Origin of the sequence: Pseudomonas sp. R3-56, from assembly GCF_051132075.1 — a bacterium.
Classification (GTDB): domain Bacteria; phylum Pseudomonadota; class Gammaproteobacteria; order Pseudomonadales; family Pseudomonadaceae; genus Aquipseudomonas.
In genome coordinates this window covers 49403-73195 of record NZ_CP071657.1, presented here as the reverse complement: position 1 = coordinate 73195, position 23793 = coordinate 49403, and the positions used below count along the sequence as shown (strand labels likewise).

General features: G+C 61.0%; 20 protein-coding genes. 11 read left to right on the top strand and 9 right to left on the bottom strand.

The features are described 5' to 3' along the window. Window positions 1-100 precede the first annotated feature (100 nt). Complete coding sequence (gene hemF, locus J3P96_RS00325; protein WP_434570789.1) at window positions 101-1015, top strand: oxygen-dependent coproporphyrinogen oxidase; 915 nt, start codon at window positions 101-103, stop codon at window positions 1013-1015. Between the two features lie 14 nt (window positions 1016-1029). Beyond that, on the top strand, window positions 1030-1860 hold the full coding sequence (gene aroE, locus J3P96_RS00320; protein ID WP_434654585.1) for a shikimate dehydrogenase: 831 nt from the start codon (window positions 1030-1032) through the stop codon (window positions 1858-1860). Here the strand turns inward: aroE and J3P96_RS00315 are convergent. The 3 genes from J3P96_RS00315 to betC all read right to left on the bottom strand — a co-directional run bounded on the left by J3P96_RS00315 (window position 1850) and on the right by betC (window position 6034). Continuing rightward, window positions 1850-3418 carry a SulP family inorganic anion transporter gene (locus J3P96_RS00315; RefSeq protein WP_434570785.1) on the bottom strand — a complete coding sequence of 523 codons (1569 nt, stop codon included), beginning with the start codon at window positions 3416-3418 and terminating at the stop codon, window positions 1850-1852. The two genes, aroE and J3P96_RS00315, sit on opposite strands and share 11 nt — an antisense overlap. 163 nt (window positions 3419-3581) lie before the next feature. Continuing rightward, a complete protein-coding gene (gene choX / locus J3P96_RS00310) occupies window positions 3582-4502 on the bottom strand; it encodes a choline ABC transporter substrate-binding protein (RefSeq protein ID WP_434626967.1) in 921 nt (306 codons plus the stop codon). Between the two features lie 23 nt (window positions 4503-4525). Next, window positions 4526-6034 (bottom strand): choline-sulfatase, encoded by a 1509-nt coding sequence (betC, locus tag J3P96_RS00305; protein WP_434654584.1) that lies wholly within the window; start codon window positions 6032-6034, stop codon window positions 4526-4528. Between the two features lie 114 nt (window positions 6035-6148). Between betC and J3P96_RS00300 the strand changes: the two genes are divergently transcribed. Beyond that, the gene (locus tag J3P96_RS00300; RefSeq protein ID WP_434570780.1) at window positions 6149-7099 is read left to right on the top strand and encodes a choline sulfate utilization transcriptional regulator; all 951 of its coding nucleotides are present in this window, start codon (window positions 6149-6151) and stop codon (window positions 7097-7099) included. Between the two features lie 87 nt (window positions 7100-7186). Here the strand turns inward: J3P96_RS00300 and J3P96_RS00295 are convergent, their stop codons facing one another. Next, window positions 7187-7846, bottom strand: a complete 660-nt coding sequence (locus J3P96_RS00295) for an NAD(P)-dependent oxidoreductase (protein ID WP_434654582.1) — start codon at window positions 7844-7846, stop codon at window positions 7187-7189. Between the two features lie 85 nt (window positions 7847-7931). On the opposite strand from J3P96_RS00295, the gene J3P96_RS00290 reads away from it, so the two are divergent. The 6 genes from J3P96_RS00290 to J3P96_RS00265 all read left to right on the top strand — a co-directional run bounded on the left by J3P96_RS00290 (window position 7932) and on the right by J3P96_RS00265 (window position 15646). After that, entirely contained in the window at window positions 7932-8270 is a 339-nt protein-coding gene (locus J3P96_RS00290) for a DOPA 4,5-dioxygenase family protein (protein ID WP_434654580.1), read from the top strand. A 420-nt stretch (window positions 8271-8690) separates the two neighbouring features. Then, window positions 8691-9998 carry a CitMHS family transporter gene (locus J3P96_RS00285; protein ID WP_305497791.1) on the top strand — a complete coding sequence of 436 codons (1308 nt, stop codon included), beginning with the start codon at window positions 8691-8693 and terminating at the stop codon, window positions 9996-9998. A gap of 77 nt (window positions 9999-10075) precedes the next feature. Continuing rightward, window positions 10076-10843, top strand: coding sequence for a TerC family protein (locus J3P96_RS00280; protein ID WP_305497790.1), 768 nt, complete (start codon window positions 10076-10078; stop codon window positions 10841-10843). A 335-nt stretch (window positions 10844-11178) separates the two neighbouring features. After that, window positions 11179-12837: a Na/Pi cotransporter family protein gene (locus tag J3P96_RS00275; protein WP_434626956.1), complete on the top strand. Its 1659-nt coding sequence runs from the start codon at window positions 11179-11181 to the stop codon at window positions 12835-12837. A 147-nt stretch (window positions 12838-12984) separates the two neighbouring features. Beyond that, the gene (locus J3P96_RS00270; RefSeq protein WP_434654577.1) at window positions 12985-14373 is read left to right on the top strand and encodes a M16 family metallopeptidase; all 1389 of its coding nucleotides are present in this window, start codon (window positions 12985-12987) and stop codon (window positions 14371-14373) included. 265 nt (window positions 14374-14638) lie between these two features. Continuing rightward, window positions 14639-15646, top strand: coding sequence for a DUF5924 family protein (locus J3P96_RS00265; protein WP_305497787.1), 1008 nt, complete (start codon window positions 14639-14641; stop codon window positions 15644-15646). Between the two features lie 42 nt (window positions 15647-15688). Here the strand turns inward: J3P96_RS00265 and J3P96_RS00260 are convergent, their stop codons facing one another. The 5 genes from J3P96_RS00260 to J3P96_RS00240 all read right to left on the bottom strand — a co-directional run bounded on the left by J3P96_RS00260 (window position 15689) and on the right by J3P96_RS00240 (window position 20202). Continuing rightward, complete coding sequence (locus tag J3P96_RS00260) at window positions 15689-16918, bottom strand: nucleoside recognition domain-containing protein (RefSeq protein WP_305497786.1); 1230 nt, start codon at window positions 16916-16918, stop codon at window positions 15689-15691. Between the two features lie 252 nt (window positions 16919-17170). Beyond that, a complete protein-coding gene (gene gltP / locus J3P96_RS00255) occupies window positions 17171-18502 on the bottom strand; it encodes a glutamate/aspartate:proton symporter GltP (protein ID WP_434654574.1) in 1332 nt (443 codons plus the stop codon). A gap of 700 nt (window positions 18503-19202) precedes the next feature. Beyond that, window positions 19203-19667 carry an inhibitor of vertebrate lysozyme family protein gene (locus J3P96_RS00250; RefSeq protein ID WP_434602322.1) on the bottom strand — a complete coding sequence of 155 codons (465 nt, stop codon included), beginning with the start codon at window positions 19665-19667 and terminating at the stop codon, window positions 19203-19205. Between the two features lie 2 nt (window positions 19668-19669). After that, window positions 19670-19834 carry a DUF1328 domain-containing protein gene (locus J3P96_RS00245; protein WP_003177151.1) on the bottom strand — a complete coding sequence of 55 codons (165 nt, stop codon included), beginning with the start codon at window positions 19832-19834 and terminating at the stop codon, window positions 19670-19672. Window positions 19835-19914: 80 nt separating this feature from the next. Then, a complete protein-coding gene (locus tag J3P96_RS00240; protein WP_434654572.1) occupies window positions 19915-20202 on the bottom strand; it encodes a hypothetical protein in 288 nt (95 codons plus the stop codon). 436 nt (window positions 20203-20638) lie between these two features. Here J3P96_RS00240 and algB point away from each other — a divergent pair, with 436 nt between their 5' ends. Then, complete coding sequence (gene algB, locus J3P96_RS00235) at window positions 20639-21985, top strand: sigma-54-dependent response regulator transcription factor AlgB (RefSeq protein WP_305497782.1); 1347 nt, start codon at window positions 20639-20641, stop codon at window positions 21983-21985. 10 nt (window positions 21986-21995) lie between these two features. Continuing rightward, window positions 21996-23786, top strand: a complete 1791-nt coding sequence (locus J3P96_RS00230) for an ATP-binding protein (RefSeq protein WP_434654569.1) — start codon at window positions 21996-21998, stop codon at window positions 23784-23786. Window positions 23787-23793 lie beyond the last annotated feature (7 nt).

Here is a 23793-nt window from a genome sequence, read left to right as displayed (position 1 = left end):
TCCGTCAACTGTGGCGTGGGCGGATGCGGTGTTATCCTGTGCGCCCATTTGCCGGCGGCCCTTGTACGCCGCGCAGCGTAGCCCTGATCAAGGTGATGTCATGACTACTCGCACCGAGGCCGTGAAAGCCTATCTGCTCGACCTGCAAGACCGCATCTGCGCCGCCCTGGAAACCGAGGACGGTGGCACTCGCTTCGTCGAGGACGCCTGGACCCGACCTGCCGGCGGTGGCGGGCGCACCCGAGTGATTGAAAACGGTACGGTCATCGAGAAGGGCGGCGTCAACTTTTCCCACGTCTTTGGCAGCGGTCTCCCACCCTCGGCCAGCGCCCACCGGCCGGAGCTGGCCGGGCGCGGTTTCGAGGCACTGGGCGTGTCGCTGGTGATCCACCCGCACAATCCCCACGTGCCTACGTCCCACGCCAACGTACGCTTTTTCATCGCCGAAAAAGAAGGCGAAGAGCCGGTCTGGTGGTTTGGCGGCGGTTTCGACCTGACCCCTTACTACGGCGTGGAAGAAGATTGCGTGCATTGGCACCGCGTCGCCCAGCAAGCCTGCGAGCCGTTCGGCCCGGAGGTCTATTCGCGCTACAAGGCCTGGTGCGACAGCTATTTCCACATCAAGCATCGCAACGAACCGCGCGGCATCGGCGGTCTGTTTTTTGATGACCTGAACGAGTGGGACTTCGATACCAGCTTCGCCTTCATGCGCGCCATCGGCGACGCCTACATCGATGCCTATCTGCCTATCGTGCGGCGTCGCAAACACGACCCGTTCACCGCCGCGCAACGACAATTCCAGGAGTTCCGCCGTGGGCGCTACGTGGAATTCAACCTGGTCTATGACCGTGGCACCCTGTTCGGCCTGCAATCGGGCGGGCGTACCGAGTCGATCCTGATGTCGCTGCCACCGCAGGTCCGCTGGAGCTACGACTGGAAAGCCGAGCCGGGCAGCGAAGAGGCGCGGCTGACCGATTATTTCCTGCAGGATCGCGATTGGCTGGCTACGGCCTGAACGGGGAAAGGTCCATGGATCGCTACGTTGTAATGGGTAACCCGATCGGCCACAGCAAGTCGCCGTTGATCCATCGCCTGTTTGCCGAGCAGACCGGGCAAGCGTTGGACTACACCACGCTGCTGGCGCCGCTGGAGGAGTTCGCCGCTTGCGCCCGGGAATTTTTCCGTGAGGGGCGTGGGGCAAATGTCACCGTGCCGTTCAAGGAGGACGCCTTTCGCCTGGCTGACAGCCTGACCGAACGGGCGCAACGGGCCGGGGCGGTCAACACCTTGAGCAAACAGGCCGACGGCCGCCTGCTGGGTGACAACACCGACGGCGCCGGGCTCGTTCGGGACCTGACCGTCAACGCCGGGTTCAGCCTCAAGGGCAAGCGCATCCTGCTGCTGGGCGCCGGCGGCGCGGTACGGGGCGCCTTGGAACCCTTGTTGGCTGAGGCGCCGTCATCGCTGATCATTGCCAATCGCACGGTGGAAAAAGCTGAATTGCTGGCTGAGCTGTTCGCCGACCTGGGTCCGGTCTCGGCCAGCGGTTTCGATTGGTTGCGCGAGCCAGTGGACCTGATCATCAATGCCACATCCGCCAGCCTGTCAGGCGATGTACCACCGATCGCCGGAAGTCTGATCGAGCCAGGCAAGACGTTTTGCTACGACATGATGTATGGCAAGGAGCCGACGTCGTTCTGCCGCTGGGCCGAAGAACACGGCGCGGCGGTGGTGATGGATGGCCTGGGCATGCTCGCCGAACAGGCGGGCGAAGCGTTTTTCCTGTGGCGTGGCGTACGTCCGGACACCGCCCCGGTGCTGGCGGAGTTGCGCCGTCAACTCGCTGCGGTCAATCCCTGAAGAGGATCGGGCATTTCTCCGGTCCTTCCAGCTTCAACAATTCCTCCACCACCGGTGGCCTTGCCCCACGCAAAGTCAGGCTGCGCCCCTGGCTGCGCAGGCGCCGGGCTTCCTGGTGGAGCATTTCGACGCCGGAGTAATCGATGAAGTTGATCTGCTGGGCGTCGATGATCACCTGCTGGGCGGGCATGCGTTGCAGGCGCACTTGCAAATAATGGCTGGCGCCGAAAAAGATCGAGCCGCCCACCCGCAAGACGTCCGCCTCACCTTCCCGGAAATGCTGCACCCGCGGTTGCGAAGTGCGCTTGAGATAGAAAAACAGCGAAGCCAACACGCCAGCGTAGATAGCCGTTTGCAGTTCAAGCAGCAGCGTGGCCAGGCAGGTTAGACCCATGACCAGGAATTCGGAACGACTCACACGGTACAGCGCCCGGATACCCCGATGGTCCACCAGGCCCCAGGCGATCAGCAGAATACTGCCGGCCATGGCGGGAATGGGAATGTGCGCGATCAGTGTCGCGCCGGCAACCGCGAACAGCGCCACCCACAACGCCGAAAAAACTCCGGCCAGGGGCGAACAGGCACCCGCTTCATAGCTGAGACCGGAACGGGTAAAGGAGCCGGCTGACAGCGATCCGGCGAAAAATCCTCCGACGATATTGGAAAGCCCCTGCGCCCGGACCTCCTGATTCGCATCGAGCAGTTGCCCGGAACGGACCGACAACGAGCGGGCGATGGACAGGCTGGTCACCAGCCCGAGCATGCCCACCGCAACGGCACCGGGCAGCAGACGCAAGATCAGCTCCAGGTCCAACGGCAGCGGCGTAAGCGGCGGCAAGCGTCCGACGAAGGCGCTGACCAATGCCACATGCCCGAACATCCCGGGCCATGCCCAGACCACCAGGCTGGCGATCACCAGGGTGATCAGCAGACTCGGCCAGCGCGGCAGCAACCGCTTGAGCACGATCCCGACCACCAGCGTCGCCAATCCCAACAGCAGCGATGGCTTATCCACAGCGCCGATGTGACTGACCAGCACCAGCACGCCTTTCAGGGCCGTGGCTTCGTTGGGCAGATCCAGGCCCAGCAGGTTCGGCAACTGCCCCAGCGCAATCACCACCGCCGCGCCCAGGGTGAAGCCGAGTACGACCGAGTGTGAGACAAAATTGACCAGCGCACCGAAACGCAGCAATCCCAGCAGCCATTGGAAAATACCCGCCAGCACCGTCAGCAGCAGGATCAAAGTGATGTAGTCCTGAGTCGCCGGCACGGCCAGAGGACTGACAGTGGCGTAGAGGACAATGGAGATTGCCGCCGTAGGACCACAGATCAAATGCCAGGACGACCCCCATAGGCAGGCGATCAGCACCGGCACGATTGCCGCGTACAAGCCGTATTCCGGCGGCAGGCCGGCAATCAATGCGTAGGCAATGGACTGCGGTAACGCGAGAATCGCGCCGCTGAGGCCGACGATCAGGTCACGGCCGACGCTGGCGCGGGTCTGCCGGGGCAGCCAGCTGAGGAATGGAAAGAGTGAATGGCGCGTGGGGATTGCCATGGAGCCTCAAAGATGGGGTTTGGCACAAGAATATCAGGTGAACCAACGTGGCGAGGGAGCTTGCTCCCGCTCGGTCGCGCAGCGGCCGCAAAAAACCGGGACCGCTGCGCCCGAAGCGTCGGACCGGCCCAGCGGGAGCAAGCTCCCTCGCCACAAGAGCTCGTCAGAGCTTGGCTTTGACCGCCGCCAGCGCGTCCTTGCCATCCACCGTCTTCACGCCGTCCAGCCATTTGTCCAGCACCGCCGGGTTGGCCTTGATCCAGGCCTTGGCCGCTTCGGCGTTGCTGACCTTCTTGTTCACCACTTCGGCCATGATGCTGTTTTCCATTTCCTGGGTGAAACTCAGGTTGGTCAGCAGCTTCCCGACGTTCGGACAGGCCTGTGCATAACCCTTGCGCGTCAGCGTATAAACGCTGCCAGTATCGCCAAAGTACTTCTCGCCGCCCTTGAGGTAATGCATTTTCAGTTGCACGTTCATCGGGTGTGGGGTCCAGCCGAGGAACGTCACGAATTTCTGCTTCTTCACGGCCCGGGAGACTTCCGCCAGCATTGCCTGCTCGCTGGACTCCACCAGTTTCCATTCGCCCATGCCGAAATCGTTGGTCTTGATGATTTCTTTCAGCGAAAGGTTGGCCGGGGCGCCGGAACCGATACCGTAGATCTTCTTGTCGAACTTGTCGGCGAACTTGTTCAGGTCGGCGAAGTTATGCACACCGGCGTCCCAGACATAGTCCGGCACCGCCAGGGTGAATTCGGTGCCGTCCAGGTTCTTCGCCAACTGCGTGACATCGCCATTGGCGACGAACTTGTCATAGAACCCCTGCTGCGCCGGCATCCAGTTACCCAGGAAAACATCAACCTGGCCATCCTTCAGGCCACCGAACGTGATCGGTACCGCCAAGGTGTCGACCTTGGCCTTGTAACCCATGCCCTCAAGCAGGAAACCGGCGACGGCGTTGGTCGCGGCGATATCGCTCCAGCCCGGATCGGCCATCTTCACGGTCTCGCAACTCTGCTCGGCCCACGCCGAAACACTGCTCAACGCCAACAGCCCGGCGGTCAGTACTGTGGATAACTTTTGCATGCGCTTCCCCTTACGTTATTGGTCTATTGGCAGGGTTGTGGATAACGGGCCTTGCGCTCCAGATCGTCGAGGTCGATGTGGTTGCGCATGTATTGCTGGCTGGCATCGACCAGCGGCTGGTGATCCCAGCTCTTGAGTTTGCCCAGGGTCAACGCCTGGGCAACGAAACGACGGCGTCGCTGGCTGGCGAGCACCTGTTGGTGAATGGCTGGAATATCCCATTTGGCCCGCGCTTCGGCGAGAAAATCGTTGAACAGCGCCTGATGCTCAGGCGACTGACTGAGATCCGCCACCTCCTGAGGATCATTGCGCAGGTCGAACAACAGGCACGGGTCATCTTCGCTGTAGATGAATTTCCACGGGCCGCGACGGATCATCATCAACGGGCTGACGGTGCCTTCGGCCATGTATTCACCGAAGACCTCATCGTGCCCGCCCTGCCCTTGCAGATGCGGAACCAGCGAACGTCCATCCAGCGGCAAGCCGGCCTCCAGCGTGCCGCCGGCCAGCTCGACCAGGGTCGGCAGCAGGTCGGCGGTGGACACCGCCGCGCTGACGCGGCCGCTGGCAAACTGGCCCGGAGCGCTGATTAACAGCGGCACGCGGGCGGCCATTTCAAACCAGTGCATTTTGTACCAGAGGCCTTTTTCGCCGAGCATGTCTCCATGATCGCCAGAGAACACGATGATGGTGTCGTCGAGCAACCCGGTGTCTTCCAACGTCTGCAGCAACTTGCCGACATTGCTGTCGATGTAGCTGCAGGCGCCGAAGTAGGCGCGGCGAGCATCGCGGATTTTATCCACAGGCAGCGGCTTGCCCCACAGATCATAGACTTTCAACAGGCGTTGGGAATGTGGATCAAGCTCTGTCTGGTCCGGGGTGTAGGGCAGCGGGATGTCCTTGTCGTCATACAGATCCCAGAATGCCTTGGGAATCGTGTACGGATCGTGTGGGTGGGTCATGGATACGGTGAGGCAAAACGGCTGGTCGCCGTCCTCGCGGATGTGGTCGAACAGGTACTGCTGGGCCTTGAACACCACCTCTTCATCAAAATCCAGCTGATTGGTGCGCACGCACGGTCCGGCCTGCAGCACCGACGACATGTTGTGATACCAGCTCGGCCGCACATCCGGCTCGTCCCAGTTCACGGCCCAGCCGTAGTCCGCTGGATAAATGTCGCTGGTCAGGCGCTCTTCGTAACCGTGCAATTGGTCCGGCCCGCAAAAATGCATCTTGCCGGACAGCGCCGTGCGATAGCCGAGACGGCGCAGGTAATGGGCATAAGTTGGAACGTCCGCCGGAAAATCCGCCGCGTTGTCATAGGCGCCGATCTTGCTCGGCAACTGACCGCTCACCAGGGTAAAGCGTGACGGCGCACAGAGCGGGCTGTTGCAGTAGGCGGCATCGAATACCACGCTCTGGTCGGCCAGGCGAGACAGATTGGGCAGCTTGATGGGCGACGGACCGTAGATCGGCAACATTGGCGCGGCCATCTGATCGGCCATGATGAAAAGAATGTTCTTGCGCTTCATGTATTCGCGGCATTCCATAGTGAACGGTTATGCGATATTGCTGCGAACGAGCATGTAGCCCATGCTAGTTGGGGTAAAGCCCATGCAAGATAATGACTAGGATAAGCTGAGCTTATGTATGACGCCTTGGGTGACCTGTCCCTGGATCTCTTCCGCGCCTTCGAATCAGCGGCTCGCCAGCAAAGTTTTACTGCGGCAGCGATTGAACTGGGCACGACCCAACCCGCCATCAGCCAGCAGATCAAACGGCTGGAAGAGCAGCTCGGTACGCGCCTGTTTGATCGCATTTATCGGGGCATCGAACTGACCGAGGCCGGCGCGATCCTGTTCGAGCAGGTCCAGGCCGGCTTGCAGAGCATCGATGCGGGGCTCAACGCGATCACGGCCCAGCACCAGCATGAAGTGCTGCAGGTCGCGACGGATTTCGCTTTCGCCGCCTATTGGCTGATGCCGCGACTGCATCGGTTCCACGCGGCAAATCCGCAGGTAGATGTGAGCCTGGTAACCAGCGAGCGCAACCACAACATGCTGCGTACCGATATCGATGTTGCGGTTCTATTCGGCGACGGTCGCTTCAAACAGGGCGAAAGTCGTTGGCTTTTCAGCGAAGAAGTCTTTCCTGTATGCAGCCCTCTCCTGCTCAAGGACCGTCCCCAACCCCTGCCCGCCCACGCCCTCGCGGAATTCCCGCTGCTGCATTTGCGCGGCGGCAACAGCAGCGCCTGGTTCGACTGGAGCGGCGTATTTCGTGAACTGGGCATCACCTCGCCACCGGCGCCGGGTCAGTTGCGCTTCGACAACTACACACTGCTCATCCAGGCGGCGATTGGCGGCCAAGGTGTCGCTATCGGTTGGCGGCACCTTGTGGATAACTTGCTGGCGCAAGGGTTGCTATGTCGCCCGATCGCCGAAACGGTGCTTTCCCGGTTGGGGTATTACGTGGTCTTGCCCCAGCGCAAGCGCCGGGGTGTGCTGATCAAGCTTTTCGTGGATTGGCTGATGGAAGAACAGGCCAATAGTGCGGAGTCGCTTACAGGGTTGCCGTTGCCTTCGATTGCGGTTTGAGGCGCGTGCTCCATCAACCAGGCAATTCCGGGGACCGCTACGCGGCCCAGCGGGAGCAAGCTCCCTCGCCACGGGATGAGTACGCCTTTAGAGGGCGGGCACGAAACTCACATGCTCGCCCACATGCAGGTTCGAGCGCAGCTCATCGACAATGCCCACGGCCACCCGATTGAGGCGCTCCAGGGACTCGGCCATTCCGGACTCCAGGCTGGTGCTGACCTGGCTGAAATGCTCGATGCTCAAGCCCGGCGCGGCGTAGGGCGCGTTGACCAGGGTCCATTGCAAGGCGCTGTTTTTCAGGGCGTCGAGGATTTCCTCGGCGGCGTGGCGTTGCAAGTCATCTTCGGCTTCCTGCTCATCAAGGGCAGCGAAATCGCCTACCAGGAATAGCCGGGGAATACTGACAGCCTGCATGCCCGCAATCAGCGCATCCACGGCCAGGACCTGCTCCACCGGGCCGGGAATGAGTGTGCGCTCCACTTGCTCGCTGTTCATTGGTAGCCCCGGCGCGTTCAACAGGCACACCACGGCAGTGGCGCCGGCAACGCTCTGCTTGACCCGTTCGGGGTCGAACAGGTCGCCGGTCTTGGTCCGCAGGCCCGGGCGTGGCGCCAGGGCCGTAAGATCATCGAGGATGGCGATGACTTCGTGCTGGCGTCGCAACAGCTCAGCCATCAACGCACTTCCGAGGCTGCTCATGGCACCATAGAGCACCACTTTGATGACCGGGGTTTCGGCGTTTCTCATGGCTGGTATTCCTTTTATCCCGCGTGTAAAGGCTCTGACCCGTGGTTAACCGCGAGGGTTCGGCTGGTCTTTCGAGGAGTGACAGATGCAACGGATCAAGGGCTATCACGCCCATGTTTATTTCGACGCCGGCACCATCGATCAGGCGCGGGCCTTGTGTGAGCAAGCGGCGCAGCTGTTCCCGCTGCAGATGGGCCGGGTTCACCAACGGCCGGTCGGCCCGCACCCGGACTGGAGCTGCCAGCTGGCATTCGATCCGCAGTACATCGGCGTGGTCCTGCCGTGGTTGGCGCTCAATCGCAACGGGCTGGTGATATTTCTTCATCCGGATACAGGTGATGATCTGGCCGATCACACCGATCATGCGATCTGGATGGGCGCGGTACGACCGTTGAATCTTTCGGCGTTCGAATCAACAAGCTGATTGCCTTTTGTGGCGAGGGAGCTTGCTCCCGCTGGGCCGGTCCGACGCTTCGGGCGCAGCGGCCCCCAGGATTTTGCGGTCGCTGCGCGACCGAGCGGGAGCAAGCTCCCTCGCCACGAAAGCAGGCTGGTCATCAGCCATTGCTACAGCGAAAGCGGGCCGGTCATCAGCCATTGCTACAGCGAAAGGCTGCTGAAAGCTTGCGCGATTAGGATCGCCTCACCTACCGGCAAAAGACCGGCGGCCAGAAACGAGCTATCGAATGCTCGTGCGGCCTTTTTAACAACAACAATGGTGATTCTGATGTCCGCTGCTACCCGTCCCGTTGCATCCCCTCCATCCGTCCGTCCCGAGCCCTGCATCCTGCGCTGACCGTTCCGGTTCGCCTTTGCCCGCCGCGCCACGCCTGGAGTATTTCCCATGCTGACTTTCCTTGGCTTCGCCATGGTCATCACGTTCATGTTCCTGATCATGACCAAGCGCCTGTCCGCGCTGATCGCCCTGATCATCATTCCGATCCTGTTCGCGCTGTTCGGTGGCTTTGCGCCGAAGATCGGCCCGATGATGCTCGAAGGCATCACCAAGCTTGCCCCGACCGGGGTGATGCTGATGTTTGCGATTCTCTATTTCGCCCTGATGATCGACTCCGGCCTGTTCGACCCGGCCGTGCGCAAGATCCTCAAGATGGTCAAGGGCGACCCCCTGAAAGTTTCGGTCGGCACCGCCGTTCTGGCGCTCGTCGTTTCCCTCGATGGTGACGGCGCGACCACTTATATGATCTGCGTAGCCGCCATGCTGCCGCTCTACAGCCGTATCGGCATGAGCCCGCAGATCATGGCGGGCCTGATCATCCTCGCCGGCGGCGTGATGAACATGACCCCTTGGGGCGGGCCAACCGCTCGGGCGGCCAGTGCGCTGCATGTGGATCCGTCGGACATCTTCGTCCCGATGATCCCGGCGATGCTGGCCGGCGTCGTGGCGATCCTGGCGATTGCCTACATGTACGGCAAACGCGAGCGTGCACGTCTGGGTGAGCTGCACCTGGCCGGTGACGACATGGACCACAGCGAAATCAGCGTCTCGCAATTTCCGGACGCCCGCCGTCCGAAGCTGATCTGGTTCAACGGCGCGCTGACCCTGGCCCTGATGTGCACGCTGATTGCTGGCCTGTTGCCGCTGCCGGTGCTGTTCATGGTGGCGTTCAGTATCGCGATGATCGTCAACTATCCATGCCTGCAACAACAGAAAGACCGCGTCGCGGCTCACGCCGGCAGCGTGCTGGCGGTGGTCGGGCTGATCTTCGCGGCGGGTATCTTCACTGGCATCCTGTCGGGCACCGGCATGGTCGATGCCATGTCCAAGAGCCTGCTGGCAGTGATCCCGGACTTCCTCGGTCCTTACCTCGCGGTCATCACCGCCCTGGTGAGCATGCCGTTCACTTTCTTCATGTCGAACGATGCATTTTATTACGGGGTGTTACCAGTTTTGGCCGAAGCAGCCAGCCATTACGGCATCACTGGCGTCGAAATGGCCCGTGCCTCGATCGTCGGCCAGCCCGTTCACCTGCTGAGCCCGCTGGTTCCGTCGACTTATCTGCTGGTGGCCCTGGCCGGGATCGAATTCGGCGATCACCAACGCTTCACCTTGAAGTGGGCAGTACTGGTTTGCCTGTGCATAATGTTCGCCGCCTTGCTGATGGGGATTTTTCCGCTGTTCAGCACTCTATAAAAGCAACGCCCGCCGCGTCGCCCCTGTCGGTTAACCGAAGGCGCGGCGCGGCCTAACACTCGCTCAAAGGAACTCACATGGAATGGCTGACCAACCCGGAAATATGGGTTGCCTTCTTTACCCTGACCGCCCTGGAAATCGTCCTGGGTATCGATAACATCATCATGATCTCGATCCTGGTCAGCCGCATGCCCAAGCACATGCAGGCACGCACCCGGATCTTCGGCCTGGCGCTGGCGATGATCACGCGGATCCTGTTGTTGCTGTCCATCACCTGGGTGATGCGCCTGACCGCCGATCTGTTCGAAGTATTCGGCCAGGGCATCTCCGGCCGCGACCTGATCCTGTTCTTCGGTGGCCTGTTCCTGCTGTGGAAAAGCTCTCAGGAGATGTACCACGCGCTGGAAGGCGAAGAGGAAAACAGCGACGAGCCTTCGGTCAAGGGCGGCAACTTCATCTACACCATCATCCAGATCGCGATCATCGACATCGTGTTCTCCCTGGACTCGGTCATCACCGCGGTCGGCATGGTCTCCCATGTACCGGTCATGGTTGCCGCGATCATCGTCGCCGTACTGGTGATGATGCTGGCTTCGGGCACCATCAGCACGTTCATCGACAAGCACCCGTCGCTGAAGATGCTGGCGCTGTCGTTCCTGCTGGTGGTCGGTACCGTACTGATCGCCGAATCGTTCGATGTGCATGTGCCTAAAGGCTACGTCTATTTCGCCATGGCGTTCTCGCTGGCGGTGGAAGCGATCAATATCAAGATGCGTACCGCGATGGCACGCAAGCGCAAGCAGCAGGATCCGGTGAAACTGCGCAAGGATGTTCCGGGTCAGTAAAGATGCAGGGCAATGAACGAAGGGGCTCTTGAGAGCCCCTTTTTTCATGTCTGCAGGAAGCGGCCGGATGCAATACCTGTGGGAGCGAGCTTGCTCGCGAAAGCGGTCTGCCTGCGCCAGCGATATTGGATGGGCTGCCGCCTTCGCGAGCAGGCTCGCTCCCACAGGGGTTCGGGGTGTTCCAGATGAAGTATTTTCATGACAGTTTTGTTTCAAAGCCATCTTCAGCTATGCAATGCTGGCGTCCGAACCATTCGCCAACTACAGCTTAAGTACCAGTAGAACGATGTGGCATCGTCAATTTGTTCCTTTGGGACGCTAACAGGGGGCTTCTCATGCTGACCCTGCTGAATCTGCTCTCCGCCGTGGCCTTGCTGATCTGGGGCACGCACATCGTCCGTACCGGCATTCTGCGGGTCTATGGCTCGAACCTGCGTCACGTCATCAGCCAGAACATGTCCCGGCGCTGGTTGGCTTTCATCGCCGGGATCATGGTCACCGCCATGGTCCAGAGCAGCAACGCCACGGCCATGCTCGTCACCTCTTTTGTCGGCCAGGGCCTGATGTCGCTGACGCCCGCCCTGGCGACCATGCTTGGCGCCGACGTCGGCACCGCGCTGATGGCACGGGTGCTGACCCTCGACCTGTCGTGGCTGTCACCGTTGCTGATTTTCCTCGGGGTGATTTTTTTCCTGTCGCGCAAACAGACGCGCGTCGGGCAGATGGGCCGGGTCGCCATCGGCCTGGGCCTGATCATCCTGGCCCTGCAACTGATCGTCGAAGCCGCTGCGCCCATCACCCAGGCCCAGGGCGTGAAGGTGATTTTCGCCTCACTGACCGGCGATATCCTGCTCGATGCGCTGGTCGGCGCGCTGTTCGCCATGATTTCCTATTCCAGCCTCGCCGCCGTGCTGCTGACCGCGACACTGGCCGGCGCGGCGGTGATCAGTTTGCCAGTGGCTATCGGCCTGGTGATCGGCGCCAATATCGGCAGCGGCATCCTGGCGTTTCTCAGCACCAGCATGCAGAACGCCGCCGGACGCCAGGTGGCACTCGGCAGCCTGCTGTACAAGCTGATTGGCCTGTTGCTGATCATTCCGGTACTCGATCCGCTGGTGGGCTGGCTGGACAGCCTGGATTTCAGCCACCAGGAAACCGTCATCGGTTTTCATCTGCTCTACAACACCGTGCGTTGCCTGGTATTGCTGCCTAGCGTCGGGCCGATGGGCCGGCTCTGCGCGTGGCTGCTGCCGGAGCGCCCGGACACCAACGGCACGGCCAAGCCCCGGCACCTCGACCCAACCGCCCTGGCGACCCCGAGCCTGGCCCTGGCGAACGCGGCCCGGGAAACCTTGCGCATAGGCGATCTGATCGAAAACATGCTCGAAGCCATGCTCGGCGTACTGCGCGGCGAGCAGACGGCGATTACTCAGCAAGTGCGCGCCATGAGCGACGATGTCGAAGCACTGTGCAGCGCCATCAAGCTGTATATGGCGCAAATGCCCCGCGAGGACCTCAGCGAACAGGACAGCCGCCGCTGGGCGGAAATCATCGAGCTGGCGATCAATCTCAAGCTGGCCAGCGACCTCATCGAACGTATGCTGCGCAAGGTCCAGCAGCAGAAGACCTCGCAACGCCGGTCGTTTTCCGATGTGGGCCTGGAAGAACTGGCGGGGCTGCACAGTCATCTGCTGGCCAACCTGCGGCTGGGGTTGACGGTGTTCCTGAGTGCCGATCGGGAAAGCGCACGGCAGTTGCTGCGTGAGAAACGTCGCTTTCGCGCGCAGGAACGGCGGATGGCCCATGCCCATGTCAGCCGTCTGCAACGCAAGGTCGTGCAGAGCCTGGAGACCAGTTCCCTGCACCTTGAGCTGATCGCTGACATGCGGCGCCTGAATTCGCTGTTCTGCGGCAGCGCCTATGTGGTGCTGGAAACCTCGGAGATCGGCGCCCTTTCCGTCGATGAAATTTCCGACATCACCCATTCGCCGTGAACGACTGGCGTCCCGGTCAGTCATTAAAAGGGGCCGGGGCTCAAGCCCATCGCCAGCCAGACAACTCCGCGAAGTGGGAGCGAGCCTGCTCGCGATGAAGGCTGACCCGGCACCATGGATCTTCACTCAGCCGCCAGGAAGCCCGTTATGCGTTGTCTGCTGCTCGCCTTGCTTTTGTTCGGCTCACTCCCCGCCATTGCCCAGGATCGCTTTCAGGTCGAAGGCTATACGTTGCCCAACGGCCTGCAATTGTTGCTCAAACCCGGCACCGAACGCGGGCACGTGGCGATTCGGCTGGTGGTCGGCGTGGGGCTCGACGATTTCAGCTGCGCCGACAAGGAGCTGCCGCATCTGCTCGAACATCTTCTGTTCAGTGGGGTAGACGACAGCGGCGAAGGTGGCCTGGAGGAACGCATGCAGGCCCTGGGCGGCGAGTGGAACGCCTTTACCAGCAATGCCGATACAACGTTTGTCATCGAGGCACCGGCGCGCAATCAGCGCAAGGTCCTCGACCTGTTGCTGGCGCTGCTGACCCGCACCCGCATCGACGAAAAAGCCCTGGACGCGGCCAAACGGGTGGTCGAGCGCGAGGACGGCGGTCACTACACCCATCTGCAACGCTGGCTCGACCGACAGGACCTGGGCCATAAAGCCAGCAATCAATTGGCCGTGGAACTGGGCTTGCGGTGCGCGGAACGGGCCGAGGTCGGTCACCTCACGCTGGCCCGGGTCGAGCAGGTGCGCAAGGCCTGGTATGCCTCCAACAATATGACGCTGATTGTCGTCGGCGATCTCGACCGGTTATTGCCGGCCTACCTGGAGCGTAGTTTCGGCGAGCTCGAACCGGTCGAGCCCAGCGTCCACGAGCCGCTGCCGCAGATCCGCTACAGCGCGGTCACCAAACGCAACCTGATTCACGGCCTGGCCGGCGATGGCGCCAAGCTTCATTGGCTGTTCCCGGAACCGGTGCTGGAACAGCAGCACGACGAAACCTTCGACCTGCTCAAGGATTATCTGGACTGGGCGCTTTATCGCCAGTTGCGCCTGGCCAACGGCCTGTCCTACGGCCCCTGGGTAGAGCGGGAAGTCTTTGGCGGTGTCGGTTTTCTCAGCCTGAACGCCGACCTGGCGCGCGAAGACCTGCCGAAAGCCGAGCAGGTGCTGGAACAATTGCGCGGCACGCTGCTCAAGGACGGCCTGGACCCCGAGAGCTTCGTGCGGATCAAACGCGCCGCTATCGCCCATCAGTCCTGGGCGGTGCAAGGCAACAGCGCGCTGGCCGATTATTACTGGGGCGCCCTGGGCGATTATGAGGATGGCCGCTTCGCCAACCCGGCCGCCCGCTTGCAGGCCGTCAGCCTGGAGCAGGCCAACCAGGCCCTGCGCGAACTTCTCAAGGATCCGGGTTACCTGCGGATCGAGAAGCCGTTGCTCGGTGATGACGAACTCGTTTGGGTGTTGGCTGGGTTGGTGGTGTTACTGCTGGTGGGTATTGGCTGGCGATGGAGGCGCAGGGCGCGACCGCAGCCAGACTGATACACCTCGCGCGCGATGGGCAAACTCAAATCCCGTGGCGAGGGAGCTTGCTCCCGCTCGGCCGGTCCGACGTCTCGGGCGCAGCAGCCGCAAACCGGGCGATGCGGTTTACCGGGGGAAAATGCCGGGCCCGCTGCGCAGGCCAGCGGGAGCAAGCTCCCTCGCCACGAAAGATCACCGCGGCAGGCGTCGCGATCCTCGCCATGTCACCGTCCTGGCGATACTCTGTCAGGGATATTTCCCAAGACTTACTGTGAAACCGCCGATGCCGAACCTGACTCATTTAATCCAGCGCATCCTCGAACTGATGAAGCGCTATCCGGGGGTCATCGCGCTCGGCGGTTTCATTTCCGGGGTCGGCAGTTTCATGCTGGTGGATCGCCAGCAGGGTCTGGCGACCTGGATCGCCATCATGATGCTGGTGAGCTGGCTCTGGCTGATGTTGGAGAACAGCCTGACGCGGCTGTTCACGCGGATTTTCAAACGGGAAATACCCCAGCCGCTGCTGCGTTACGCCACGCAGATGATCCACCAGGAAAGCCTGTTCTTCGTCTTGCCGTTTTTTTTCATCACGACAACGTGGAACAGCAGCCAGCTGCTCTTTACCGGCCTGCTGGCGGCGTCGGCGCTGGTCTCGATCATCGATCCGCTGTACTACAAATGGCTGGCGCCCCGGCGTTGGGCGTTCCTGGCGTTGCACACGCTGACGCTGTTCGCCGCGCTGCTCACCGCGCTGCCGGTGATCCTGCACCTGACCACTGACCAGAGTTTCAAGCTGGCACTGGGCATCGCCATGCTGCTGTCGTTCCCGAGCCTGGCCTCGATCTTCCCGATCCGCACCGTGCGCAACGCGCTGGCGATTCTGTGCATCACCCTGGGCATCGGCGCCGCCGGCTGGGTGCTGCGCTCCTGGGTGCCACCGGCCACGCTCTGGATGACCGAAGTGGCAATCAGTACCCAGCTGGAAGACCGCACGCCTGGCGCCAGCCTCAAGGAAGTCAGCGCGGCCCAGATCCGTGGTAACGGCCTGTACGCCTACACCGCCATCAACGCACCGCGCGGACTCGATGAGCGGATCTACCACGTCTGGCAGTTCAACGGCAAAGAGGTGGATCGCATCGCTCTGGACATCCATGGCGGACGCAAGGAAGGCTATCGCGCCTGGACCCACAAGCAGAACTTCCCGGACAACCCGACGGGAAAATGGCAAGTGCGGATACTCACCGAAAATGGCCAGATGATTGGTGTGTTGAGGTTCGAGGTGAAGGACTGAAGGTCCTGCGGACCTTATCGCGAGCAGGCTCGCTCCTACAGATCAGCCAAAGAACCAGTAGCAGACGCCGATGGCCGCTATCACCCCGGCCAGCTCGGCCAGCAGGGCGCAACCCACCGCGTGGCGGGCTCGCTGGATGCCCACGGCGCCGAAATACACCGCCAGCACGTAGAACGTGGTTTCGGTACTGCCCTGAATAGTTGCCGCCACCAGGGCCGGGAAGCTGTCCACCCCGGACGTCTTCATGGTTTCAATCAGCATCGCCCGGGCGGCGCTGCCGGAGAACGGCTTGACCATGGCGGTGGGCAAGGCATCGACGAAACGCGTGTCCAGGCCGGCCCACTGCACCAAGTGCCGGATACCGTCCAGGCCGAAATCCAGCGCCCCCGAAGCCCGCAGCACACCGACAGCGCAGAGCATCGCCACCAGATACGGCAGCAGCGTCTTGGCGACGTCGAATCCCTCTTTGGCGCCTTCGACAAAGGCTTCATACACTTTGACCTTGCGCAGCGCACCCACCACCAGGAACAGGATGATCAGGCTAAACAGCGTCAAGTTGCCGAGAATCGATGAGAGCCCCGCCAGCGCCGTGGCCGAGAGCGTCGCCAGCAACGCCATGAAACCACCCAACACCAGCGCGCCCGGGATCAGATAGGCCAGTACCACCGGATCCCACAAGCGCAGCCGTTGCATGAACGCCACGGACAACAGCCCCACCAGGGTCGAGGCGCTGGTGGCGAGCAGGATCGGCAGGAACACCAGGGTCGGGTCCGGCGCGCCTTGCTGGGCGCGGTACATGAAAATCGTTACCGGCAGCAGTGTCAGTGACGATGCGTTGAGCACCAGGAACAGGATCTGCGCGTTGCTGGCGATGGTCGGGCTGGGGTTGAGGTCTTGCAGGGCGCGCATGGCCTTCAAGCCGATCGGGGTGGCCGCGTTGTCCAGCCCCAGGCCGTTGGCCGCGAAGTTGAGGGTAATCAGGCCGATGGCCGGATGCCCGGCCGGGACTTCCGGCATCAAGCGCAGGAACAGCGGGCCGAGGGCCTTGGCCAGCCAATCGACAATGCCGGCTTTTTCCGCGATGCGCAGGAAGCCCAGCCACAGCGTCAAAGTGCCGAACAGCAGGACCATCACCTCCACCGAGAGCTTGGCCATGGCAAAAATGCTTTCCACCATCGCCGCGAAAATGCCGGCGTTGCCGCCGACCAGCCACTGCACCAGCGCCGACACGGCTGCCACGATAAAGAAGCCAAGCCACAGGCCATTGAGCATCGGTAAGTCCCCCGGAAGATGCGGCGAATGATAGCGGGGCCGGCAGAAACGACAAACCCCGGATTTCTCCGGGGTCTGGTTGGCACTGCACAGGAGGTCCTGTGGGAGCGAGCTTGCTCGCGATGGCGGTGTGTCAAGCAACTTAATTTTGACTGAACTGACGCTATCGCGAGCAAGCTCGCTCCCACAATGACCGTGGTTGTTCAGGCAGCGTTGCTGCTGGCCCAAACTTCCACATTTGATTTTCAGTAATCAACGGCTGGAAGTTTCCCCCGCCGGCAGCGGCTCCTTGCTGCGCCAGTGCGGCAGGGAGTTCCAGTAGCGCTGGCCCTTGGCATCGTCATACATGCCTTCCCAGCGGGAGATGACCAGCACGGCCAAGGCGTTGCCGATGACGTTCAGCGCGGTACGGGCCATGTCCATGATACGGTCGACGCCGGCAATGAACGCCAGGCCTTCCAGCGGAATACCCACGCTGCCCAGTGTCGCCAGCAGAACCACGAAGGAGACGCCCGGCACGCCGGCGATGCCTTTGGAGGTGACCATCAGGGTCAGCACCAGCAGCAACTGCTGGCTGATCGACAGGTCGATGCCATACAACTGCGCGATGAAAATCGCCGCGATGCTCTGGTACAACGTCGAGCCATCGAGGTTGAACGAGTAACCGGTAGGAACCACGAAGCTGCAGATGGCTTTCGGCGCGCCGTACGCTTCCATCTTCTCGATAACGCGCGGCAGCACGGTTTCGGAACTGGCGGTGGAATAAGCCAGCACCAGCTCATCCTTGAAGATGCGCATCAGCTTGATCACCGAAAAGCCGAACAAGCGCGCGATCAGGCCCAGCACCACAAAAGCGAAGAAGGCGATGGCGACGTAAACCAGGATCACCAGTTTCGCCAATGGCAGCAGGGAGGCGAAACCGAAGTTGGCGACAGTCACCGCGATCAGCGCGAACACGCCGATCGGGGCGTAATTCATGATCATGTGAGTGACCTTGAACATGCTCTCCGACACGCCCTGGAACATCTTCACCAGCGGGTCGCGCAGATCCGCTTGCAAGCTCGACAAACCGAGGCCGAACAGGACAGAGAAGAAAATGATCGGCAGCATCTCGCCGCGGGCAACCGCCGCGAAGATGTTCGACGGAATCAGGTTGAGGATGGTCTCGATGAACGCATGTTCATGCTGGACTTCGGCGGCGGTGGCCTGGTACTTGGAGATATCCACCGTGCCCAGGGTGCTCATGTCGATGCCACTGCCCGGCTGGAAGAAGTTGGCCAGCAACAGGCCAACGACGATGGCAATGGTAGTGACGATTTCGAAGTAGACAATCGTCTTGAAGCCGATGCGCCCCAGTTTCTTGGCGTCACCCACGCCAGCAATACCGACGATCAGCGAAGAGATCACGATCGGTATCACGATCATCTTGATCAGACGGATAAAGATATCGCCCGCCGGTTGCAGCACATTGCTGATCCACCAGGCCTTCTCGGCACTGAAGTGGTTGAGCAGCGCACCGATTGCAATCCCGAGCACCAGACCGATGAGGATCTGCCAGGCGAGGCTTAGTCGTGCCTTCTTCATATCATTACCCTTACTTCAGTTTGACTCGGGCAGTGACATGAACCGATCAGCGTAGACGATCGCAATTCGTGTCCTCTGCCCCCGTATAAGGTCGCCCCGAGCGGCCACGACGGCTCACTGGCAGGCGAAAAAAGGCGCAACTATTGCGATGCAAGGGGGGATCGTCTAATGCCGTAAACGCCTACCCTATGCCGAATCGGCATGAGATTACGCGAATGAAACGCGCGTCCCAATCGGTTCGAAGACGCCATTTATGCGGGTATAACTGCCGTGGACCGGCCATTTCAGCGTAGCCGGGCTCAACCTGGCTTGCGCGGAAGGCGATGAAAGGACAGCGCCTCGAGCCTGCCTTGATCATGAAAACGCCATGGGCGCTCTCCGATATACGGTCAGGTATCAGTGAGGAAGGAATTTGGCGAGGCAATACGCCGCAACACATGCGAGGACTCTCGCGGCAAGGAGGCAACCGCTCTGGCACAAGCCTCAGCAGCTAAAGCTCTCCGCAAGTTCGCTAAAGCCAAGGTGGCTTTGCGAACTTGCGTCGCAGCTTTTTACCTGACCCGGCCCTTTCGCAGGCACCCCTTGTGCCCGTAGGTCACTCCGACCTTCAATGGTCAGAACGTCCCAGCCCCCTGGTCATGCGACGGCCCTCCTCGGGCCTCGCAGAAAGAAAGACATGGCTGTCTTCCTTGTTTTCAAGTCAGTACCAATTCGGATCTTTCTTGAGCTGTTCCATCAACATTTCCTGCATACCTTCGTCGGGGTTGCCGAGAAAGCGGTAGTCCGCATGGCGGGTTGGCGACTTGTCGGCCGGCAGTCCGGCGGGGACCTCTACCAACAATGCGTAGGCCTCGTCCTTGTCGAAGCTGAAGGCAACGAACAGGCGCTTGCTGCGGCAGGTATCCTGGGTTTCGCACAAGGGTCCGACCAGATATTTATCGCCGTCCTCCTCGACCGCGTTCATCTGCTCGGAAACACCGGTCAGGTTCATGACCCACTCCGGCAGACGCTCCTCCTTTTTGACCACTTGCTGCCAGGTCTCACGGTACTGCGGATCCGCCTGAAGCACTTGGTTGACCCGCATCTGTCCATCATTGGCAGCCATTGCCATGGCGCTGCCGCCCAGAAGCAGGGCGGCGGCCAGTCCTTTTAATGACCGATTCATGGTCAGCCTCGGCCGCGACGGCCAAAGAAGAACGAAGCGATGAACATGACCAGGAACACGACAAAGAGAATCTTGGCGATGCCCGTGGCGGTGCCCGCGATGCCACCGAAGCCCAGTACGGCAGCAATGATGGCAATGATCAGGAAGGTAATTGCCCAGCTCAACATGATGATTCTCCTTACACTTTTCTATTTAGTTAGGGTCTGGCGGTAATGGTTCCGACACAACGGACAGCCGGTTCGGCGGGTCAGAAGACCCAGCGTTCTTCACGGGGCATGTCGTTGGCGGTCTGCGCCTGGTCAACTTCCATCATGCGCATCGAAGCGGCTGCATCGGCGAGGTTGCTGACGGAAGTGAAATGGGTCTGGGGAGCTCGTTGAACCGATACCAGCGGCGCTTCCGGCTGTTGGCTTTCGTGCCAGAGCATTAATTGCTGACCCGCCACGAGAGTAATCAACAGGGCGACGACAGCCCACAGGCCCTGCTGGATATGCAGGGGGCTGATGCGAAATTGGGCGGCACGTTGACGATTCATCCTGGAATTCCTCCCCACCCTAGCGGTGATCTGGTTGAGGCGCTCAAACGCCACGTTGACTAGGACATTGCAGCCGCCGTGCCAGAAATAAAGCGCACATTAAAACCTTTAAAATCAACAAGTTATGAACATAATAAAAACTAGCCGGGGCGCATCCTGCACGATGGCCCAGCCAAGTGTCGTGCGTTCTGCACGACTACCTACAGAAGAGGCGTAAGATTCTTTTTGAATTGAAAGTCGGAAATGGATGTCGGAATGAGCGAGCCGAAACGTATGAAGCCCGGAGGCGGGGGAAAACCGCTTTAAAATCAGTTTGTTGTGAACCGATGGTCCACAGACGTACGCTCGATGGGTAATATTCAGTCAGAATCGACCATGCAACTTGCCCGATTTTTCTGACACTAATCATCATCATTCTTTAAGGAGCGTAGGAAAAATGGAATCCGCCACTGAGCATCAAGGCCGCATTCTGCTGGTAGACGATGAGTCCGCCATCCTGCGTACCTTCCGTTATTGCCTGGAAGACGAAGGCTATACCGTCGCTACCGCCAACAGCGCAGCCCAGGCCGATGCCCTGCTGCAGCGCCAGGTGTTCGACCTGTGTTTTCTGGATCTGCGCCTGGGTGAGGACAATGGCCTCGATGTGTTGGCGCAGATGCGCATCCAGGCGCCATGGATGCGCGTCGTCATCGTTACCGCGCATTCCGCGGTGGACACCGCCGTCGACGCGATTCAGGCCGGCGCCGCTGATTACCTGGTCAAGCCGTGCAGCCCTGACCAACTGCGCCTGGCAACGGCCAAGCAGTTGGAAGTGCGCCAGCTGTCCGCCCGACTCGAAGCCCTCGAAGGCGAGGTGCGCAAGCCCAAGGATGGGCTCGACTCCCACAGCCCAGCAATGAAAGTGGTGCTGGAAACCGCCCGCCAGGTCGCCAGCACTGATGCCAACATCCTTATTCTTGGCGAGTCCGGCACTGGTAAAGGCGAGTTGGCGCGGGCCATTCATGGCTGGAGCAAACGCGCGAAAAAATCCTGCGTCACCATCAACTGCCCATCGCTGACCACCGAGCTGATGGAGAGCGAACTGTTCGGCCACAGCCGTGGCGCATTTACCGGCGCTAGCGAAAGTACCCTTGGGCGCGTCAACCAGGCCGATGGCGGCACGCTGTTTCTCGACGAGATCGGCGATTTTCCCCTCACACTGCAGCCCAAGTTGTTGCGCTTCATTCAGGACAAGGAATACGAGCGAGTGGGTGACCCGGTCACTCGCCGGGCCGATGTGCGGATTCTCGCGGCGACCAACCTCAACCTCGAGGACATGGTGCGCGACGGGCGTTTTCGCGAGGACCTGCTGTATCGCCTGAACGTGATCACCCTGCATCTGCCGCCATTGCGCGAGCGGGCCGAAGATATCCTGACCCTTGCCGATCGCTTCCTGGCGCGCTTCGTCAAGGAATACGCGCGCCCGGCCCGGGGTTTCAGCGATGAGGCCCGCGAAGCGCTGCTGGGCTATCGCTGGCCCGGCAACATCCGCGAACTGCGCAACGTGGTCGAGCGCGCCAGCATCATCTGTCCACAGGAAAAAGTCGAAATCAGCCATTTGGGCATGGCCGAGCAACCGGTCAACAATGCCCCGCGGATCGGCGCGGCGCTGAGCCTCGACGAGTTGGAAAAGGCCCACATCGGCGCAGTGCTGGCCACCGCCGACACGCTGGACCAGGCGGCAAAGACCCTGGGTATCGACGCCTCCACGTTGTATCGCAAACGCAAGCAATACAACTTATGAGCGCCATCTTATGAAACTGGCGATGAAGCTGCGCACACGGCTGTTTCTCAGTATCTCGGCACTGATTACCGTGGCGTTGCTGGGGCTGCTGCTCGGCCTGGTCAGCGTCATGCAGATGGCCAATACCCAGGAACAATCGGTGCGTGACAACTTTTTCCTGCTGGACCTGGGCCTCAAGCTGCGCCAGACACTGGGTGATCAATTAATGATCATGCTGGAGGAAAACCCCGACCTGACAGTGCTGGAACAATCCAAACGGCAGTATTTCGAGTTGCTGGATGAAGGTATTGCCCACGAGCAGCAACTGGCTGAATCGACCACCAGCTTCAGCCGCGCAAAAGCCGACTACCTCAGTTTCCTCGAGGCCTTCGAGGCCTCTCGTCGGCAACCGACACAACTGACCGGCATCCAGGACCTGACGCAAAAATTCAACGTGCTGCGCGGAGGGTTGATCGAAGGCTACCGCCATGCCCTGAACAAGATCAGCGAAACCCAGGACCGCGCCCGCGCCCGTGCGTTGCTGATTTCCGGACTGCTGGGGTTGGTGGGATTGGCTGTGCTGATCATCGGTTTCATTACCGCCCACGGCATCGCCCGACGTTTCGGTGGGCCGATCGAGGCCCTGGCCGCGGCGGCGGATGATATCGGCCAAGGCAATTTCGAAGTGACCTTGCCGGTTTCCTCGGCGGCTGAACTGAACCTGCTGACGCGTCGCTTCGGCATCATGGCCCAGGCATTACGGGAACATCAGGCCACCAATGTGGACGAATTGCTTGCCGGCCAGCAGCGCCTGCAAGCGGTCCTCGACAGCATCGACGACGGCTTGCTGATGATCGACCGCCAGGGCCGCCTGGAACACCTCAACCCGGTGGCCCAGCGTCAACTGGGCTGGGACGAGGAGCGCCTGGGCCAGGGTTTGGGCGAGGCCCTTGGACGCGTCGAGCTGGATGAAGAGCTGCAACTGGTACTGCGCGGTGGCACCCAGGAGCGCGCACCGGACGACTTGAGCATCGAAGTGGATGGAGAGTCCCGGGTGCTGACTTACAGCCTCACGCCCGTCATCCATACCCAGGGCCAGATTCTCGGCGCGGTGATGATCCTGCACGACGTCACTGAACAACGCGCCTTCGAACGGGTACGCAGCGAGTTTGTCTTGCGGGCGTCCCACGAGTTGCGCACACCGGTGACAGGCATGCACATGGCGTTCGGGCTACTGCAGGAACGCATGCATTTTCCTGAAGATTCACGCGAGGCGGACCTGCTCAATACCGTCAACGAAGAAATGCAGCGTCTGATGCAGCTGATCAACGACCTGCTGAATTTTTCTCGCTACCAGAATGGCCTGCAAAAGCTCACCCTGGCGCCTTGCTCCATCGAAGACCTGCTGGAAACGGCCAGGATGCGCTTTGCCAAGCAGGCGCAAGAGAAGGGCATCGAACTGCTCGTGGAGATCCAGGGCCCCTTGCCGCGCCTGCACGCCGATGCCGCGCAACTGGACCGGGTCCTGGACAATCTGATCGACAACGCGATGCGCCACACCAACGGCGACGGCCAGATCCGCCTGCAGGCCCGGCGCCACGGCGAGCGGGTGATCATCAGCGTTGAAGATAATGGCGAGGGCATTGCCTACGGCCAGCAAGGACGGATCTTCGAGCCCTTCGTCCAGGTCGGGCGCAAGAAGGGTGGCGCCGGCCTCGGTCTGGCGCTGTGCAAGGAAATCGTCCAGCTCCATGGTGGACGCATGGGCGTTTATTCCAGGCCAGGGCAGGGCACTCAGTTCTACATGGCCCTGACCGTCTGAGGGGCCA

Bases quoted from the DNA above. Each gene is read 5' to 3' on its own strand.
- J3P96_RS00300 (WP_434570780.1), top strand. From the start codon at position 6,149: ATGTATGACGCCTTGGGTGACCTGTCCCTGGATCTCTTCCGCGCCTTC.
- J3P96_RS00250 (WP_434602322.1), bottom strand. From the start codon at position 19,667: ATGAATCGGTCATTAAAAGGACTGGCCGCCGCCCTGCTTCTGGGCGGC.
- J3P96_RS00280 (WP_305497790.1), top strand. From the start codon at position 10,076: ATGGAATGGCTGACCAACCCGGAAATATGGGTTGCCTTCTTTACCCTG.
- J3P96_RS00270 (WP_434654577.1), top strand. From the start codon at position 12,985: ATGCGTTGTCTGCTGCTCGCCTTGCTTTTGTTCGGCTCACTCCCCGCC.
- aroE (WP_434654585.1), top strand. From the start codon at position 1,030: ATGGATCGCTACGTTGTAATGGGTAACCCGATCGGCCACAGCAAGTCG.
- gltP (WP_434654574.1), bottom strand. From the start codon at position 18,502: ATGAAGAAGGCACGACTAAGCCTCGCCTGGCAGATCCTCATCGGTCTG.
- J3P96_RS00315 (WP_434570785.1), bottom strand. From the start codon at position 3,418: ATGGCAATCCCCACGCGCCATTCACTCTTTCCATTCCTCAGCTGGCTG.
- J3P96_RS00295 (WP_434654582.1), bottom strand. From the start codon at position 7,846: ATGAGAAACGCCGAAACCCCGGTCATCAAAGTGGTGCTCTATGGTGCC.
- hemF (WP_434570789.1), top strand. From the start codon at position 101: ATGACTACTCGCACCGAGGCCGTGAAAGCCTATCTGCTCGACCTGCAA.
- J3P96_RS00275 (WP_434626956.1), top strand. From the start codon at position 11,179: ATGCTGACCCTGCTGAATCTGCTCTCCGCCGTGGCCTTGCTGATCTGG.
- algB (WP_305497782.1), top strand. From the start codon at position 20,639: ATGGAATCCGCCACTGAGCATCAAGGCCGCATTCTGCTGGTAGACGAT.
- J3P96_RS00230 (WP_434654569.1), top strand. From the start codon at position 21,996: ATGAAACTGGCGATGAAGCTGCGCACACGGCTGTTTCTCAGTATCTCG.
- J3P96_RS00245 (WP_003177151.1), bottom strand. From the start codon at position 19,834: ATGTTGAGCTGGGCAATTACCTTCCTGATCATTGCCATCATTGCTGCC.
- J3P96_RS00260 (WP_305497786.1), bottom strand. From the start codon at position 16,918: ATGCTCAATGGCCTGTGGCTTGGCTTCTTTATCGTGGCAGCCGTGTCG.
- betC (WP_434654584.1), bottom strand. From the start codon at position 6,034: ATGAAGCGCAAGAACATTCTTTTCATCATGGCCGATCAGATGGCCGCG.
- J3P96_RS00290 (WP_434654580.1), top strand. From the start codon at position 7,932: ATGCAACGGATCAAGGGCTATCACGCCCATGTTTATTTCGACGCCGGC.
- choX (WP_434626967.1), bottom strand. From the start codon at position 4,502: ATGCAAAAGTTATCCACAGTACTGACCGCCGGGCTGTTGGCGTTGAGC.
- J3P96_RS00285 (WP_305497791.1), top strand. From the start codon at position 8,691: ATGCTGACTTTCCTTGGCTTCGCCATGGTCATCACGTTCATGTTCCTG.
- J3P96_RS00265 (WP_305497787.1), top strand. From the start codon at position 14,639: ATGCCGAACCTGACTCATTTAATCCAGCGCATCCTCGAACTGATGAAG.
- J3P96_RS00240 (WP_434654572.1), bottom strand. From the start codon at position 20,202: ATGAATCGTCAACGTGCCGCCCAATTTCGCATCAGCCCCCTGCATATC.